The organism is Flavobacterium sp. TC780 (genome assembly GCF_056783245.1).
In genome coordinates, this window is sequence record NZ_JBXBAV010000100.1 from 1 (window position 1) to 16,509 (window position 16,509).

The 16,509-nt window shown below is 31.2% G+C and carries 13 protein-coding genes and 2 pseudogenes; 11 read left to right on the plus strand and 4 right to left on the minus strand.

Annotated elements, in window-relative coordinates; genetic code table 11:
- The first annotated feature begins 135 nt into the window (after nucleotides 1-135).
- Both AC1RYN_RS10605 and AC1RYN_RS10610 read left to right on the plus strand, forming a co-directional pair.
- Nucleotides 136-759, plus strand: coding sequence for an NACHT domain-containing protein (locus tag AC1RYN_RS10605; protein ID WP_481806961.1), 624 nt, complete (start codon nucleotides 136-138; stop codon nucleotides 757-759).
- Nucleotides 686-1,456 (plus strand): NACHT domain-containing protein, encoded by a 771-nt coding sequence (locus AC1RYN_RS10610; RefSeq protein WP_481806962.1) that lies wholly within the window; start codon nucleotides 686-688, stop codon nucleotides 1,454-1,456. Before AC1RYN_RS10605 ends, AC1RYN_RS10610 begins: the two co-directional genes overlap by 74 nt.
- A gap of 466 nt (nucleotides 1,457-1,922) precedes the next feature.
- On the opposite strand, the gene AC1RYN_RS10615 is transcribed toward AC1RYN_RS10610, so the two are convergent.
- Nucleotides 1,923-2,327 (minus strand): helix-turn-helix domain-containing protein, encoded by a 405-nt coding sequence (locus AC1RYN_RS10615; RefSeq protein ID WP_481806963.1) that lies wholly within the window; start codon nucleotides 2,325-2,327, stop codon nucleotides 1,923-1,925.
- A gap of 232 nt (nucleotides 2,328-2,559) precedes the next feature.
- Between AC1RYN_RS10615 and AC1RYN_RS10620 the strand changes: the two genes are divergently transcribed.
- The 5 genes from AC1RYN_RS10620 to AC1RYN_RS10640 all read left to right on the plus strand — a co-directional run bounded on the left by AC1RYN_RS10620 (nucleotide 2,560) and on the right by AC1RYN_RS10640 (nucleotide 6,989).
- Nucleotides 2,560-3,612 carry a serine hydrolase domain-containing protein gene (locus tag AC1RYN_RS10620; RefSeq protein WP_481806964.1) on the plus strand — a complete coding sequence of 351 codons (1,053 nt, stop codon included), beginning with the start codon at nucleotides 2,560-2,562 and terminating at the stop codon, nucleotides 3,610-3,612.
- A 132-nt stretch (nucleotides 3,613-3,744) separates the two neighbouring features.
- Nucleotides 3,745-4,572 carry a hypothetical protein gene (locus AC1RYN_RS10625; protein WP_481806965.1) on the plus strand — a complete coding sequence of 276 codons (828 nt, stop codon included), beginning with the start codon at nucleotides 3,745-3,747 and terminating at the stop codon, nucleotides 4,570-4,572.
- Between the two features lie 77 nt (nucleotides 4,573-4,649).
- Complete coding sequence (locus tag AC1RYN_RS10630; protein ID WP_481806966.1) at nucleotides 4,650-5,654, plus strand: hypothetical protein; 1,005 nt, start codon at nucleotides 4,650-4,652, stop codon at nucleotides 5,652-5,654.
- A 117-nt stretch (nucleotides 5,655-5,771) separates the two neighbouring features.
- Nucleotides 5,772-6,278 (plus strand): GNAT family N-acetyltransferase, encoded by a 507-nt coding sequence (locus tag AC1RYN_RS10635; protein ID WP_481806967.1) that lies wholly within the window; start codon nucleotides 5,772-5,774, stop codon nucleotides 6,276-6,278.
- 162 nt (nucleotides 6,279-6,440) lie between these two features.
- On the plus strand, nucleotides 6,441-6,989 hold the full coding sequence (locus AC1RYN_RS10640; protein ID WP_481806968.1) for a HutD family protein: 549 nt from the start codon (nucleotides 6,441-6,443) through the stop codon (nucleotides 6,987-6,989).
- 243 nt (nucleotides 6,990-7,232) lie between these two features.
- Here AC1RYN_RS10640 and AC1RYN_RS10645 read toward each other — a convergent pair.
- The 3 genes and pseudogenes from AC1RYN_RS10645 to AC1RYN_RS10655 form a co-directional block, all read right to left on the minus strand.
- Nucleotides 7,233-7,563 (minus strand): annotated as a pseudogene (locus AC1RYN_RS10645) (DUF3037 domain-containing protein).
- A complete protein-coding gene (locus AC1RYN_RS10650) occupies nucleotides 7,553-8,335 on the minus strand; it encodes a HipA family kinase (RefSeq protein ID WP_481806969.1) in 783 nt (260 codons plus the stop codon). The pseudogene AC1RYN_RS10645 and the gene AC1RYN_RS10650 overlap by 11 nt, the downstream one beginning before the upstream one ends.
- Nucleotides 8,336-9,700: 1,365 nt before the next feature.
- Complete coding sequence (locus tag AC1RYN_RS10655) at nucleotides 9,701-10,546, minus strand: NAD(P)H-hydrate dehydratase (protein WP_481806970.1); 846 nt, start codon at nucleotides 10,544-10,546, stop codon at nucleotides 9,701-9,703.
- Nucleotides 10,547-10,827: 281 nt separating this feature from the next.
- On the opposite strand from AC1RYN_RS10655, the gene gcvT reads away from it, so the two are divergent.
- The 4 genes and pseudogenes from gcvT (at nucleotide 10,828) to AC1RYN_RS10675 (ending at nucleotide 16,121) form a co-directional block, all read left to right on the plus strand.
- Nucleotides 10,828-11,910: a glycine cleavage system aminomethyltransferase GcvT gene (gene gcvT, locus AC1RYN_RS10660; RefSeq protein ID WP_481806971.1), complete on the plus strand. Its 1,083-nt coding sequence runs from the start codon at nucleotides 10,828-10,830 to the stop codon at nucleotides 11,908-11,910.
- A 189-nt stretch (nucleotides 11,911-12,099) separates the two neighbouring features.
- Nucleotides 12,100-14,130 (plus strand): S41 family peptidase, encoded by a 2,031-nt coding sequence (locus AC1RYN_RS10665; RefSeq protein ID WP_481806972.1) that lies wholly within the window; start codon nucleotides 12,100-12,102, stop codon nucleotides 14,128-14,130.
- A gap of 306 nt (nucleotides 14,131-14,436) precedes the next feature.
- Nucleotides 14,437-15,023: pseudogene (locus AC1RYN_RS10670) on the plus strand (YebC/PmpR family DNA-binding transcriptional regulator); the annotation flags it as partial.
- A gap of 339 nt (nucleotides 15,024-15,362) precedes the next feature.
- Nucleotides 15,363-16,121, plus strand: coding sequence for a hypothetical protein (locus AC1RYN_RS10675; RefSeq protein ID WP_481806973.1), 759 nt, complete (start codon nucleotides 15,363-15,365; stop codon nucleotides 16,119-16,121).
- Nucleotides 16,122-16,509 lie beyond the last annotated feature (388 nt).

Below are 16,509 nucleotides of genomic sequence, written 5' to 3' on the forward strand. Positions count from 1 at the left end.
GTGTGTGCTTGGTTCGGTTGGTAGCTGCTAAGGTTAATACATGCTCCTGTTGTTAGGGAGGCAGCACCTACACCAAAACTAATTCTAGAAACATTTGTAGACCCTCACTTTTTCACTTCTCAAAGAAGAAGTCAAGTGCAAAATTTAGCTCCTGAAAGAAAAAAAATGGAATCTGTATTTCATAATTGTTTAATTAATTTAATAATAGTTGGTGATTTAGGAGCAGGGAAAACAACATTGGTTAAAAAGCTATGTCAAAGTATATTTTTAAAAGATGGATTATATTATAAAGAAATTAAACTTTCCGTTTTAATTCGATTAAGAGAAATTAATGCATATAAATCAGAAATAGAACCCCTCACTTTTTTCGAATTTATATTAAATAAATTGGGGTTTGTACTGCGTGATTTTAGCAAAGATGAAATTAAACAAACTAATTCTTATGTTTCTAACCTAAAAAAATATGTTTGTGACTTTTTGGAAGATCTACATGTTCTTGTTCTTTTAGATGGATTTGATGAAGTAAATGATATTCATGTTCGCAAAATAATTATTGAGGATATAGAAATGCTTTCAACTTCATTTGTAAAAAGTAAAATTCTGGTTACTAGCAGAACTGCGGAATTTAGCTATACAATTTCAAACACCCAAACTTTTGAGATCGCACCTTTAAATGATGAACAAATTGATATTTTCATTAATCATTATATTAAAAAGCATGAAGAAGCTAGTAAATTTAAAAAAGAACTTTTTTTCTAGTCCATATTTTGACACATCTCGCAAACCACTCGCTTTAGCTCATCTTTGTGCTATCTACGAAAGATATCAAAATTTACCTCCAAAGCCTAAATCAGTTTATAAAAAAATTGTGGGTTTATATATAGAAGAATGGGATGCGCAAAGAAGAATTGATAGAGTCAAAAAAGGTATTGCTGTTTCGGAATATAATAATTTATCTAATGATCGTAAATTTGAATTCTTAACGAAATTTGCATATTTATTAACAACTGAATTTAGCAATTCATCTATATTTACTGAAAATGACATTACAAAATGCTATAATCTTCTGTTTCAAGAATTTGATTTACCAATAAAGCAATCTAAATTAATTGTGAAAGAAATCGAAGGACATAGTGGACTAATACTACAATCAAGCAATGAAACATTTGAATTTTCGCACAAATCCATACATGAATATTTAACCGCTGAATATATATCTTGGATGGGGTCATTTCCTAAGAAGCCTGGGTTACTTTTAAAAATTCCTAACGAACTTGCAATAGCTACTGCCCTATCTTCTGAACCAAATTTATTTTTATTTAGGCTTTTTGTAAAATATTTAAAAAATAACACAAAAAACATATCATTTGTTAATGCTTTTCTAAGCAGATTATATCTTGAAAAACCTGACTTCAGAGTTAAGCATATTAGGATTTACATTAGCATACATTTATAGTATTTTAAAATTTGGCGATACTAATAGTCTAAAAAATAAAAGTAACTTTCTTTTTGCCGATGATTACAAAATACCAATGAATTATTACTAAAATTAATACAAACTAATTCTAATGTAAAACTCTCAATAGAAGAATTTTTATCTTATTATAGAGTAAATTATAATTACAAAATTACAACAAATGATTCTGTAGATTACAAAATTACTCGAGTTCATAAATTAAATAATATTCCTAATTATAGCAAAACAGATCAACCAGAGTTTTTAGTTGTTCCTGCATTTTTTTTATAAATAAAAATAGACAATATACTTTAAAATAGCTAAATATTAAGTCCAGCTCGTGAACACAAAGAAATTCAGAAACTTATTGGAACGCTCACGAGCGGGACGCTCGCGCTAGCAATTGAACATAAAAAAAGAGACCTCATCAAAAGTCTCTTCTCAATTTAATATATTTTCAAAAATGTTATTTCCCATTCAATAATTTCTCTAAATACTCAACTTTATCTTTTTCAGCTTGTACCAAACGTTCGTAAAGTTCAACTACTTTATCTAAAGGATTAAAAGTGCAGTCGTAATTATTATTTGATCCTTGTCCAAAACTACTATTTGAAACAGCATCATTAAAAGTATTAAAATAATTAAAAACTGCTTCTTCCGAAAAGTTCTTAATTGCTTCAACAGAAACTTCCAGAGCTTTTGCTATCTCAATTAATTTTTGTTCGTCTACAGTTTCGCTGTTTTCAATAGCCGAAATTGCCTGCTGATTTGTTCCTAAAGCCTGTGCCAGTGCTTCCTGTTTCATATCTTTAAGCTCTCTGATACGGCTTATATTTCTGCCGATATGTTTTGGTTTTATTGCTGTACTCATAATTCAAAGATATTTAAAATTCTTAAACTAAAATAAATTTAGGTAAAAAAACAAATCTATTTATGTAAGATACTCTTTTCATAATTGATATAAATTGACAAATTCGGCTTTAGCCAAAAATACAAAAGATTAGACTAAATATTTATTATTTATTGAAAACAGATTAACAAAGATTCTATTACTTTTACATTTTATCCCTTATCATAAAACACAAAAGTAATTTTCTTAAAAAATGAAGAACAAGCTACGTTTTCTCCCTATTGCCCTACTTGTATTTTTTATATCAAATCAAACAATTTTGGCTCAAACCAAAGACAATTACAGCACTAGGATTGATAGTCTGATTCAAACAACTTCTGTTCGTCCTTTTAATGGTAATGTGCTAATAACTCAGAATGGAAAAACTAAGTATTCAAAAGCATACGGCTATTCTGATTATGCTAAAAAAACTCCTCTTAAATTAAGTGATCATTTTGTTATTCTTTCCAATAGCAAGCAAATAACTGCTGTTTTGATTCTTCAGGAAGTCGAAAAGGGTAAAATCGTTTTAAATACTCCTATAAAAAAATATCTGCCAAACTTAAAACAGCCTTGGACAAGCACCGTAACTGTAGAAAATTTACTAAATCATACTTCGGGTATTGTCGATTTTGAGAAACCAACCGCCTTTGCTGTTGGAACTCAATTTAAATATACCGATTTGAATTATATTTTGCTAGGTCAAATTATAGAAAGAGTGACTAATAAAACGTATGAAGCGGTTGTGAACGAATTGTTCAAAGTCAATAAAATGAAAGATAGCTTTTTTCCAAATGCAACTAATCAAAAAGAGATTGTAAACGGTCGTGAATATTTTAAAGACAATACAACCAAAGAAATTCAAGGCATTGTTGTTCCCAAAGAAAGAATTCCCGCAGCAGGACTTGTAAGTACTGTTAAAGATTTAGCACTTTGGAATAGCTTACTACATAATGGTAAACTTTTAAACGAAGCTACCTATAGTCGAATGACCACTTATACTATTACCAACCAACACCCTGTTTTTGGCGATACAGCAATTGGATATGGATATGGTATTCGTGTAAACGACGAAGCTAAAATTAAAGAATTTGGTCATACCGGAATTGTACCCGATCAAGGATTTACATCGGTTAACTTATATTATCCTGAAACAAATACCAGTATTATTGTTCTGGAAAACCAAACCTTTGATAATTTTGATATCGCTTATTATTTTGAAGCTGAAATTAGGAAAATTGTATTGAATAGTGGGTTATTGAATTAATCAGGCATAAGAATTTAATAACTGTGAAATATTATCAATATAAAAACATTTAGATTACATGAAGTTTCGATAGCTATTTAATTTATCGAATTGACCAGCATTGCTAAAAAAAACAATCTAAAACCAATCAAAATGAAAAAAAATATTTTTTATGTTTTATTGCTATTTATAATAAGTTTTTCAAGTATCGCTCAACATTCTTTAAAAAGAATTTGGGTAACAGATAGTATTTTACCAATTCCAGAATCGGTATTTTACGATAAAATAGATCGGGTATTATACACCTCTTTAATGGATGGTTCACCGGCTGAACGTGACGGAAAAGGAAGTATAGAAAAATTAACAACCGATGGTAAAATCATTAATTTAAATTGGATATCAGGCTTAAATGCTCCAAAAGGAATGGCAAAATTCAAAAATAAATTATTTGTAGCCGACCTTACAGAAATTGTAATTATTGATATAAAACAACAAAAAATACTAAAAAAAGTAACCGTTAATGATTCCAAAATATTAAACGATGTAACTGTTGATACAAAAGGAGTTGTTTATGTGTCTGATCCAAAAGTTGGTAAAATTTTTAAATTAGAAAATGATATTGCAGGTGTTTATTTAGAAAACCTAAATAAACCAAATGGTCTAAAATTCATCGATGATGATTTGCATTATTTAGATAATGGTTCATTATACAAAATGGATAATAAAAAGAACAAGCACCTTTTGACAGAAGGTATGGATGAAAATACAGATGGAATTGAACCGATAACAAATAGTGAGTTTATTGTGAGTTGTTGGACTGGAGTTATTTATTATGTAAATAAAGATGGCTCAAAAGAAATTCTTTTGGATACCAGAAAAGAAGAATATTACTCAGCGGATATAGGACTCGACAATGAAAAAAAAATAGTTTATATCCCTTCCCTTTTCAAAAAAACCATAGCAGCTTATTCACTTAAATAAAATAATAACCTGTCTGTTTTTTCTCTTAAATTATCTATTTCAAAAACCACTTATAATTAACTAACCAAATACTAAAAATGAAGAGAACTACTTTAGGAATACTACTTATCGCTTTACCAATGTTATTTATTAATTGCTCCAAGGACGAAAGTACTACAGCTCCACCTCAAACTGCCCAAACACCAGATCCAAGATTACCCAATCAAGAAGTTTTTAAACCCGCAATACAATTGGTTCCCAAATCAGTTACTGGAAAAGTTACTGGAAAATCAACCGCAACGAAACAGCGTATTGTCAAAGAATTAATTTTTAGAGTTACCAAAGATCAACTTGGGAACGAGGTTCAGAATGAGTTGAAAGAAAATAGATATTTATATGATTCAAAAGGCCGATTGTATTCAATAGACAGATACATCAAAGACAAATTCATTGGAATAATTTCTAAATATGAGTTTGATGCTGCGGATAAAGTTACAAAAGCCTATCATGGTAATAATCCTGTTGAAATTAATAGTGGTGGGTATATCACAAAAACAACTGGCAATGATGGAGGAATAATGGCCATATATTACGACGAAATCGGGCGCCTTGCAAAAGAAATTGAAACAGGAACTTATCAGCAGGAGATTGAACATCAGGGACCTGATGGAAATTACACATACGAAACTGTTACCAATCCTAAAACAGCTACTTATTTATACAACTATGTTGATAATAAAGTATTTGTTAATATCCTCTTGACTGAAAAAAACTACTCTACAGCTAAAGAGACTGCTACTGGAACTGAATATGTTGTTAAAGATAAAATTACTGAAATTACATACGAACTTACTATAGATTATACGAAGGCTGGTATATATTCTAGTGAACCAATCTTTAGATGTTACATTTATAATTGGATGCATATATTAGATTGGAAAGTTAAAGCAGTATCTGAAGGTGTAACAGAATATGAATTAAGATATGATTATGAATATGTATATGATTCGAATGGGTACTTAAAAGAGTCTAAACAAACGACAACTCGAGCATCGCAGCCTGATCGTCCTTTAGTTATGAAAACGCTATATACTTATGAGTAATTTCAATAACTGTTTTAATTTATAACCTATTTCCATAAGATTAAACTAAAAGCTACAACTATAATTTTGTAGCTTTTTTTTATCTTTGAAAACCAATCTCAAGAATAAAAAAACCTCATGATTACAAAAGCGACATTACAGGATATTCCTGCATTAAATACATTAATAAATTCAGCTTACCGCGGTGAATCTTCAAAAAAAGGCTGGACTACAGAAGCCCATTTATTAGAAGGAAAAAGAACAACCGAAGAAGAATTAAAAGAAATCTTTTTAGATCCTAAAAATACATTTCTGAAATATACAGAGAATGACAAAATTATTGGTTCTGTTTTGTTAGTAGAAAAAGAACATCAATTGTACGTTGGAATGCTTACTGTTTCTCCTGAATTACAAAATAGCGGTATCGGAAAAAAGATGTTAGCTGAAGCAGAAGTTCATGCCAAAACTTTAGGCTTGTCAACTCTTAGTATGACAGTTGTTTCAGTTCGTTCGGAACTTATTGCGTGGTACAATCGTCACGGTTATGTAGATACTGGCGAAAGAGAACCTTTTCCTGCAAGCGATATTCATATTAACGTTTCTGATAAACCTTTGGAATTTATTCATTTAGAGAAAAAGATTTAATTATTTAACCACAAGTTTGTAAGACACTCAAAAAATTAACCGCAAAGGTTGCAAAGAGATACGCGAAGTTCGCTAAGATATTGGTGTTATCTCGCTAAAAAAAGCTTTGCCTCTTTGAACCTTAGAAAATCACATTTGATTTCTTATTAAAAATAATAAAAAATGAACATAAGCCTTTTGCCTAAAAAAGACAGTAAATCCTCTATTTGGAGTGGTGGATTGACTTATGAATATATGATATATCCGAAAACTGCAAATTATACTGATAGAAATTTTATATTCAGAATAAGTAGTGCTACAATAGAGCAAGAACCTTCTGAGTTTACCAAATTCAAGGGCTATTACCGATACTTGGTTATGCTTGACAACAACTTACATGTTGAGGTTAACAAAGAAAAAAAAATGTATGAGAAATATGAAATCATGGAATTTAATTCGAATGATGAAGTGACTTCTTATACGAAAGGCATTGATTTTAATTGGATGATTTCTGAAAAAATATCCCATCACAAACTAAAAATAACGAATAGCAATCAAAATTGTAATGCTCAAATAATATTTTTATTTTCTTTACATGCAACAGTTATTAAAATTAACGAAAAACCATACGATCTAAATCCTTATGATTTGTTAGTCATTGAAAATCAAAAAAGGGAAAATCTAATGCTTCATTTTTCTAATGAATGCCTCTTCGGAATATTGGATTTTTAATCCACAGTTAATCCTTTAATCTATCGCATAAAATTTAACCGCAAAGAGCGCAGTCCCGATAGCTATCGGGATCGCAAACAACGCAATAGCATTTCTCGCAAAGACTCTAAATCGCAAAGAAAAAAACTAAAGTTTTTTTACCTTTTCAACCTTTGTTCCTTTGAACCTCTGCACCATTGTCTCTTAAATTTATAGAACCAATTCCTCAAACAATCTCTGAATCGTTTTATCCAAATCCTGACATCAACCCGGATGTGGTCTTGAGGTTTGAATTGCCGAACTGCGTATGGCTGTTAACCAGCGAAATCGCTCAGGAATTTCCATTTGTCCAATTGGTCCGCCATCTTTGGCTCCATTGGCTATTTTTTCTAATGAGGTTAAATTACAATGCAATTGTTCTACATCAAAATCGGCTGAAAGAGCTTGGATTCTGGCATCATTTATATGGTACAATACTTTTATAAATTTGGCTCTTTTGCAAAATAATATGACACCTATATTTTAGGAATTCTTCGCGCTCTACTCTTGGTACAACACGTATTACGGCATATTCATATAAGTGACTATCTTGCATTTTCGGCTTGTTTTACAAAAATTTCAGAATGGTCTAATCGTGTTTGCAAGAATTGTAAATATACATTTCGCAATCCTTCGGGTGTTTCATCGGTATCTTCCCAATTGAGCCATTCGTCTGGAATAAGTGCTACTATTTCCTGTAATAATTCGGGAGTTAAAATGGTTTTATATTCTGAATCGACTTCTTTTAAAAGTGATGCTTGTGGTAATAATACGTGATCTTTTATTAATGCAAATGGACTTTTGGCATGTTGCTCCCAATTGTTCCATGAATGATGAAAATACAAACAAGCCCCATGATCTATTAACCATAGTTCTTTATGCCATATAAGCATATTGGTATTTCTAAATGTACGATCTACATTGGTAATAAAAGCATCTAACCAAACAATCTGTGATGCTAGTTTAGACTCAACCACAGTTACAACTGGATCAAAAGTAATTGCTCCTGATAAAAAATGTAAAGCCAAATTAAGCCCTTGACTTCCTTGCAGTAAATCCTGAATTTCCTCATCACCTTCGGTTCTGCCAAAAGCTTCATCCAAATTAGCAAATACCAATTCAGGGATTTGAAGTTTTAATGCATTCGCAATTGCGCCTCCTACCAATTCGGCAATTAGTGCCTTTACGCCATGTCCGGCTCCTTTAAATTTTAAGACGTATTTAAAATCGTCATCTGCTTCGGCCAAAGCGGGTAACGAACCGCCTTCTCGTAACGGACTTATATATCGCGTTACGTTTACCGTTCTTAGATCAAGTTTGTTTTTCATAGTCAGCTTTTACTGGAATACAAACTTACTAATTTAGATTTGTTAGTCTTCTTTGATTAGTTAGATTTTTAGAATTCTTAGATTAGTTAGAGAAAAGAATATAGAGTATAGAGAAAAAGAGTAAAGAAAATAGAAGAAAGAAGAAAGACTTAAAGAAGTTGTTTGCTATGTTTTTAAAAATCTATACGCATCCATTATTAAACCATGTCGGTAAAGACTCATCGCAATGCGTCTTTTACAATATGATTCAGCGTTGCGCTTAATTTGGTTCACGCAGATTCGGCAGATTTTTTTCTCTGTATTGGTTTTAAGATTTTGTTTGTGGAATTTATTGTGGTCCTTCGACTACGCTCAGGAGGACGAACTGAGTAATCTAAAATAAAAACATCATTAAATCTTATTTCAGCGTTAGGCTAATTTTGGTTCACGCAGATTTTGCAGATTCGGCAGATTTTTTTCTCTGTATTGATTTTAAGATTTTGTTTGTGGAATTTATTGTGGTCCTTCGACTCCACTCAGGAAGACAATCTGAGTAATCTAAAATAAAAATTTCATTAAATCTTATTTCAGCGTTAGGCTAATTTTGGTTCACGCAGATTCAGCAGATTTTTTTATCTACATTGGTTTTAGGATTTTGTTTGTGGAATTTATTGTGGTCCTTCGACTCCACTCAGGAAGACAATCTGAGTAATCTAAAATAAAAATTTCATTAAATCTTATTTCAGCGTTAGGCTAATTTTGGTTCACGCAGATTTTGCAGACTCGGCAGATTTTTTTCTCTGCATTGGTTTTAGGATTTTGTTTGTGGAATTTATTGTGGTCCTTCGACTCCACTCAGGAAGACAATCTGAGTAATCTAAAGTAAAAAACATCATTAAATCTTATTTAAGCTTTAGGCTAATTTTGGTTCACGCAGATTTAGCAGATTCAGCAGATTTTTTTCTCTGCATTGGTTTTAGGATTTTGTTTGTGGAATTTATTGTGGTCCTTCGACTCCACTCAGGAAGACAATCTGAGTAATCTAAAATAAAAATTTCATTAAATCTTATTTAAGCTTTAGGCTAATTTTGGTTCACGCAGATTTAGCAGATTCAGCAGATTTTTTTCTCTGCATTGGTTTTAGGATTTTGTTTGTGGAATTTATTGTGGTCCTTCGACCCCGCTCTGGAAGACAATCTGAGTAATCTAAAAAATCTTCTTTTTTAAAATCTTGAATCTCTAAATCTTTTTTCTTTACTCTTTTTTCTTTACTCTTTTTTCTTTACTCTTTTTTCTTTACTCTTTTTTCTTTACTCTTTTTTCTTTACTCTTTTTTCTTTACTCTTGCTTCTATACTCTTGCTTCTATACTCTTGCTTCTCTAAGTCTAATCTAACGATAAAAACGCTTTACCGAGATTTGCAATAATATCTGATGCTATAAATGACTGATATCCTGTTTCGGGCAAAGCAATATCAGCGGTTAAACCATGTAGATATACTCCTAATTGCGCAGCTTGAATTGGCAAATATCCTTGAGCTAATAGACTAGTGATTATTCCGGTTAGCACATCGCCACTCCCTGCGGTTGCCAATGCGGCATTTCCTGTTGTATTTTGGTAGATGTCTTCTCTATTTATTATATGTGTTGGAGCACCTTTCATGACTATTATTACTTGGTGCTTTTTGGAAAATTTTATGGTTTTTGCAAATTTTTCGCTATCTGAATGCCAACTTCCTATTAAGCGTTCTAGCTCTTTGGGATGTGGTGTGAGTACTGTATCTGGCTGTAGCAAAGCAAACCATGATTTATTTTGTGACAGAATATTTAGTGCATCGGCATCGATAACTAGAGGTATTTTGTTTGTTTTTAAAAACTCATAAAATGCTTTTTGCGTGTTGGCCTCCTGCCCTATTCCTGGGCCTATTCCTATAGCTTGTGGTTGGATATCCAATATAATCTCAGATATGTATTTTTCATCTGTTGTGGTTACAACCATTACTTCGGGGATTGTAGATTGGAGGATTTCGTAACCGCATTTTGGAACATACGTAGTTACGAGTCCACATCCCGATTTGAGGCAAGCCTTTGATGCTAAAACTGCTGCTCCTATCTTACCATAACTTCCTGCAATTATTGCTGCATGTCCTTGTATCCCTTTATGCGTTTTAGGATTTATTGGTTTATAAATCTGTTGAATCTCAACTTGGGTCATGGTAATGGGGGTTTTCATGAAATAAATATTTTTATTAAAATTACAAAAAAACATGATTCTAAAATCACATCTATTTCCTGATATACTCTAGCCCTGATTACTTCACTAATATTTTTATTTTAATAAGTGTTCAGTGAACTACGTTTGCAGCGGCATCCTTTATGTTTTTTCCTTTAAAAACATAAAGATATAGCGAATAGCAGAAAACAGCTCCTAATTTTTGCGATTTTTATAATTCTGAGTACTTGTTTACAACATTTTTTGAATAAATTTGCGATTAACTTTTATAAACACACACAATGAAAAATACTGCGCTAACGCACATACATGAGGGTTTGGGAGCGAAAATGCTGCCTTTTGCTGGTTATAATATGCCTATTTTATACGAAGGTGTAAATGCTGAACACGAAACAGTTCGTACTGGCGTGGGCGTTTTTGACGTTTCGCATATGGGTGAATTTTTATTAACTGGTCCAAATGCTTTGGCTTTAATTCAGAAAGTTACTTCTAATGATGCTTCGACGCTAACTATTGGCAGAGCCCAATATTCTTGCTTACCGAATAATGATGGCGGAATTGTAGATGATTTGATTATTTATAAAATGAAGGAGGAAGAGTATTTACTTGTTGTAAATGCTTCGAATATTGATAAAGATTGGAATTGGATCTCTTCTCACAATGATGTAGGTGCTGAAATGAAAAATCTTTCGGACGATTATTCTTTGTTAGCAATTCAAGGGCCTAAAGCTGTTGAAGCAATGCAAAGTTTAACTTCTGTAGATTTATCTGCTATCCCTTATTACCATTTTGAAGTTGGTACTTTTGCTGGAGTTGAGAATGTAATTATTTCGGCTACTGGTTATACTGGTTCTGGTGGTTTTGAAATTTATTGCAAAAATGATGAGGTTGAACACATCTGGAATAAGGTGTTTGAAGCTGGTGCCTCTTTTGGTATTAAACCAATTGGATTGGCAGCTCGTGATACTTTGCGCTTAGAAATGGGCTTCTGTTTATACGGAAATGATATTAATGATACTACATCTCCTCTTGAAGCTGGGCTGGGTTGGATTACAAAATTTACTAAAGATTTTACTAACTCTGAAAATCTAAAAAAACAAAAAGAAGCTGGAGTTACCAAAAAACTTGTTGGTTTTGAGATGCAGGAACGTTCTGTACCAAGACAGGGGTATGAAATAGTAGATGCATCTGGAAATGTAATTGGAATTGTAACTTCAGGAACTATGTCTCCATCTATAGGTATTGGTATTGGTCTAGGATACGTTACTGTTGCTAACAGTACTGTAGAAAGCGATATCTTTATTAGAATTAGAAAAAATGATGTTCCTGCGAAAGTAGTAAAATTACCTTTCTATAAAAAATAATTTACTTTTAAAGTAGAATACAGAAATACTGCTTATATAGCACAGCTTAAAATGATTAACTCCGTTTTATCTTTAAAATCAAGTAAATCTGAAGCTACATTCTATTTCGACACCAATATTTTGGAGAGATTATACTCGTTTTATCAAAAAAATTAGCGTAATTTTAGTTTAAATGTTGATACTCGATTTATGAAAAAAATTTCATTGGTATTTCTACTTGCTAGTTTCTCTCTGTTTGGTCAAGATAGCGACTCTACATGCGAAATAGTAACCAAAATAAATGCGCTTATTCAAAGCGAACATATTCAACCTAAACCGGTAGATGATAGTCTATCGGTTTTTGTTTTTGATCACTTAATTGATGACCTTGACTCTTCTCGAAATATCTTCCTGAAATCAGAATATGATGCTCTTGCCAAAAAATATCGTTTGAATATAGATAATCTTATTTTTAAAAAAGATTGCACTTTCTTGAATGATATTATTTCTAAATATCGAAATGGTCTAATACGAAATAAAATCGCTTTGGAAAAAATCCTAAATGAACCTATCGATTATTCTGCTAAAGACACCATTCGATTTTATAAAAAATCTTTTCCTGTATATATGAAGGAAAACGAAGTTGAGAAAGTATGGCGCAAAAAAATGCGTTACGAAATCTTGGATGAAATAGCTGAAGCAAGCCCTAATTTAGATTCGCTTAAAGCAAATTTTAAATCTCTTGAAGCTATTCATAAAAGGTCTGTCCTTGATAATGAAATATGTCGAATTAATACGCTCTTGCAAACGGGGAAAAAACCACAGGAAAAACTATATGATTATTTCTGTACTTACTTTGATCCTCATACGGCCTATTTTAGCAATGACTCTAAATCTAGTTTTGTTGCTTCTTTATCTAAAGAACACTTATCATTGGGATTAAACGTTAATCTGAATGAGAAAAATGAAATTATTGTTGCTGGATTGGATCCAAATGGGCCCGCCTTCCAAACAGGTCAAATAAAAAAAGGAGACCAGATTATCTCTATATCTAACCAAAAAGAAACTTTAAAAGTTTCGTGCGCTACCCTTGAATCTATTTCGACTATGATTTTATCTGAGTCAAACAAAAGTATCACACTTACTCTCAAAAGAAATTCTGGTAAAAGTTTTGATGTTTATATCGAAAAACAAATCATGAAAGATGAAGAGAACTCTGTTTTTAGTTTTATAATAGGTAAAGAAAGTAAGATTGGTTATATAAAAATCCCTAGTTTTTATGCCGATTTAGAGGGTAATAGCGGAAAAGGCTGCGCTGATGATACTGCCAAAGAAATTATTAAATTACAGAAAGACAATATTAAAGGCCTCGTTATTGACTTAATCAATAATGGTGGAGGATCTATGGAAGAGGCTATAAAACTAGCTGGAATGTTTATTGATAATGGTCCTATCTCGATTGTTATAGATAATAAAAACGAACAGTCTGTTATTCATGATCCATACAAAGGGATGCTTTACAAAGGTATTGTTGTTGTTTTGGTTAATGGTAATACAGCATCGGCGAGCGAGTTTTTCGCATCGATTATGCAAGATTACAATCGTGCATTACTATTAGGGAGCAATACATTGGGAAAAGCAACTATGCAAACCATACAATCATTGGACGAGAAGAAAAATACAGATTTTCTAAAAATAACAATTAATAAATTTTATCGAATAACAGGAAAGAGTCATCAATATATAGGTATAACTCCCGATGTAATTCTTCCTGAATTTTACGAAAATATTATAGCTAAAGAAAAAAACTTTCCAACTGCTATTAAAAACGATTCGATTGTTCCTGTTCTAAAATTTAGACCTTACGTAAAAAGAAGTTTAATAAATAAACTTGCTGATCATAGCAGCATCAGAGTAGCAGCTAGTGATTATTTTAATAACATAATTACAATAAACCAGAAAATAGATCAACTGGTTAACACTCCTCGAACTGAGATCCCAATGACTCTAGACTCCGTTTTTGAACAGAAAAAAACAAGAAATGGTTTGTGGGAAGAAATTACTTCTTATAACACTAAGAATGACCCTCTGGATGTATACAACTCAACAGTAAACCGATTCCTTTTAGGACTTCATCCTACTGAAAAAACCATGAATCAATATCAAATTGATAATCTTAAAACTAATCCTTACTTAAATGAGGCTGTAAATATTATTAATGATTTTAATTCTGCTAAGTAGCGTTTGGTATTCAGTTTAAACTTTATGGTTGGGTTCTGATAATATACTTTCTTTTTTTACTAGAATTACTTACTCATTACTCAACTCTAAATTGATACTAAATACTAAGATGTAGGCTACTTGCCATGTAGTATATAATCTCAATTTATATTTTACTCTCATAGGTTTACATTTCACCAAAAAAAACATAGTGTTTGTTTTTATAAAATAACTAATAACTGTATTTTTGCAACTCAAAATAAAAAATCAGCAATGGGAAGAGCGTTTGAATTTAGAAAAGGTAGAAAAATGAAGCGTTGGTCAGCAATGGCCAAAACATTTACCCGAATTGGTAAAGATATTGTAATGGCTGTTAAAGAAGGTGGTCCTAATCCAGATGCCAATTCTAGACTTAGAGCTGTTATTCAAAATGCAAAAGCTGCCAACATGCCGAAAGACAACGTTGAGCGCGCAATAAAAAATGCCAGTAATAAAGATACTGCCAACTATAAAGAAATTTTATTTGAAGGTTATGCTCCTCACGGAATTGCCATATTAATAGAAACTGCATCGGATAATAATAATCGTACAGTAGCTAACATTCGTAGTTATTTTAACAAATGTAACGGAACTATGGGAACACAAGGTTCTGTTGAATTTATGTTTGACCATACTTGTAATTTCCGAATTCCTAAAGGTGATCTTGATCCTGAGGAATTAGAATTAGAATTAATTGATTTTGGTGCTGAAGAGGTTTTTGAAGACGAAGATGGTATTTTAATCTATGCTCCTTTTGGAAGCTTTGGAGCATTACAAAAAGAACTGAAAACAGAGGTATCGAAATTTTATCTTCTGGTTTTGAGCGTATTCCTCAAATAACAAAAGAACTTACAGAAGCTCAAATTGCAGACGTAGAAAAACTTATCGAAAAAATTGAAGAGGATGATGACGTTATGAACGTATATCATACTATGAAAGAAGAATAATTTTTCTTTTATATTAATAAACTAAACTCCAGGGCAATCTGGAGTTTTTTTGTTATAATAATGAATTTAAAAAACTACAGTAGAGCTTCTTATAGAATAACTTCTCAAATTCATACCTAAAAAAGTGATTTTCTTATAATCAGTTTATTACGTTTATTTTTAGTAACCTTAATTTTAGAATAAAAAAAATTACAAAAAAATCACACAAACAGCATTTAAAATAAGAAAATTATTATATTTTCAAATAAATTAATAAATTACAATTCTATGAAAAAAATTTTATTCTTATTTAGTGCTATCAGTTTAGTACTAGCTTCTTGTTCAAGTTCTGATGACAATAATGACAATCCAATCATTGACGATACTGTTTTAATTTTACCTCAAACTGAGAAATATACTTCTACGTCTCTTCCAGAAGAGAATAATATTACCACTTATACTTACAATGGAAATAAAATTGTAAGTGTTGATTATAGTGAGGGTAATAAAACAACATTTACTTACACAGGAAATGTAATTACGAAATCTGAATATTTCGAAAACAACATCCTAATGGAAACTACAACTTTAACATATGAAAACAATAAATTAAAATCATATCTAAAAGTACCAACAACAGCTTCTTCATCAAGAGTAAGGACAGATTATACATACAACACCGATGGAACAATTACATCCCTTAGAATTTTAATTGATCCTATTACACAAGTAGAAACAATAGATCTAACAAGTGTACTTACTTTAGATACCAGAGGGAATATTATAAAAATAGTATTCGATGATTATGTAGATGTAGCTGAGTACGACACAAAAAATAATCCTTTTAAAAATATTTTAGGATATACTTTGTTACTAGATGCAGAAATTTTTGACAAAGATGTCAATTCAGGTAACAATCTTACTAAAACAACAGGAGAAAAAAACGGAATTACCGTAGAAATAGCCACTTATGAAAACTCTTATAACAACAATGACTTTTTAACAAAGCAAGTAAGCAATGGCGAAACCTTTGAATACACTTATTAGCCCAAAAGCTATTTAAGCACATTTAAAAAAGAGGATGTCATTTTTATAAAATGCAACCTCTTTTTTCTTTGTGTTTTTGAAAGAAAATTGTTCAAACCCCTAAATATTTTTCAATTTAAAAACCTAACTTACAAGATCTTAACTCCTGAAGTATTTGCAATTACGGTACATATTTTATTCTTTAACACTTCATTTATATATTAACCCTTTTTTTAAACGATTAAAAGCTTATTGTGATACTTTTATATTTTATTATTACACTAAAATCGATAAAAAAAGAGTCAGTTTACATAAATTCAAAAAATTGCTTGTCGTAGTATATAGTAAAATTTACTAATATGATCTTAAAAATGGATATTTATACACTAACCTACAATTCACTAAAAAT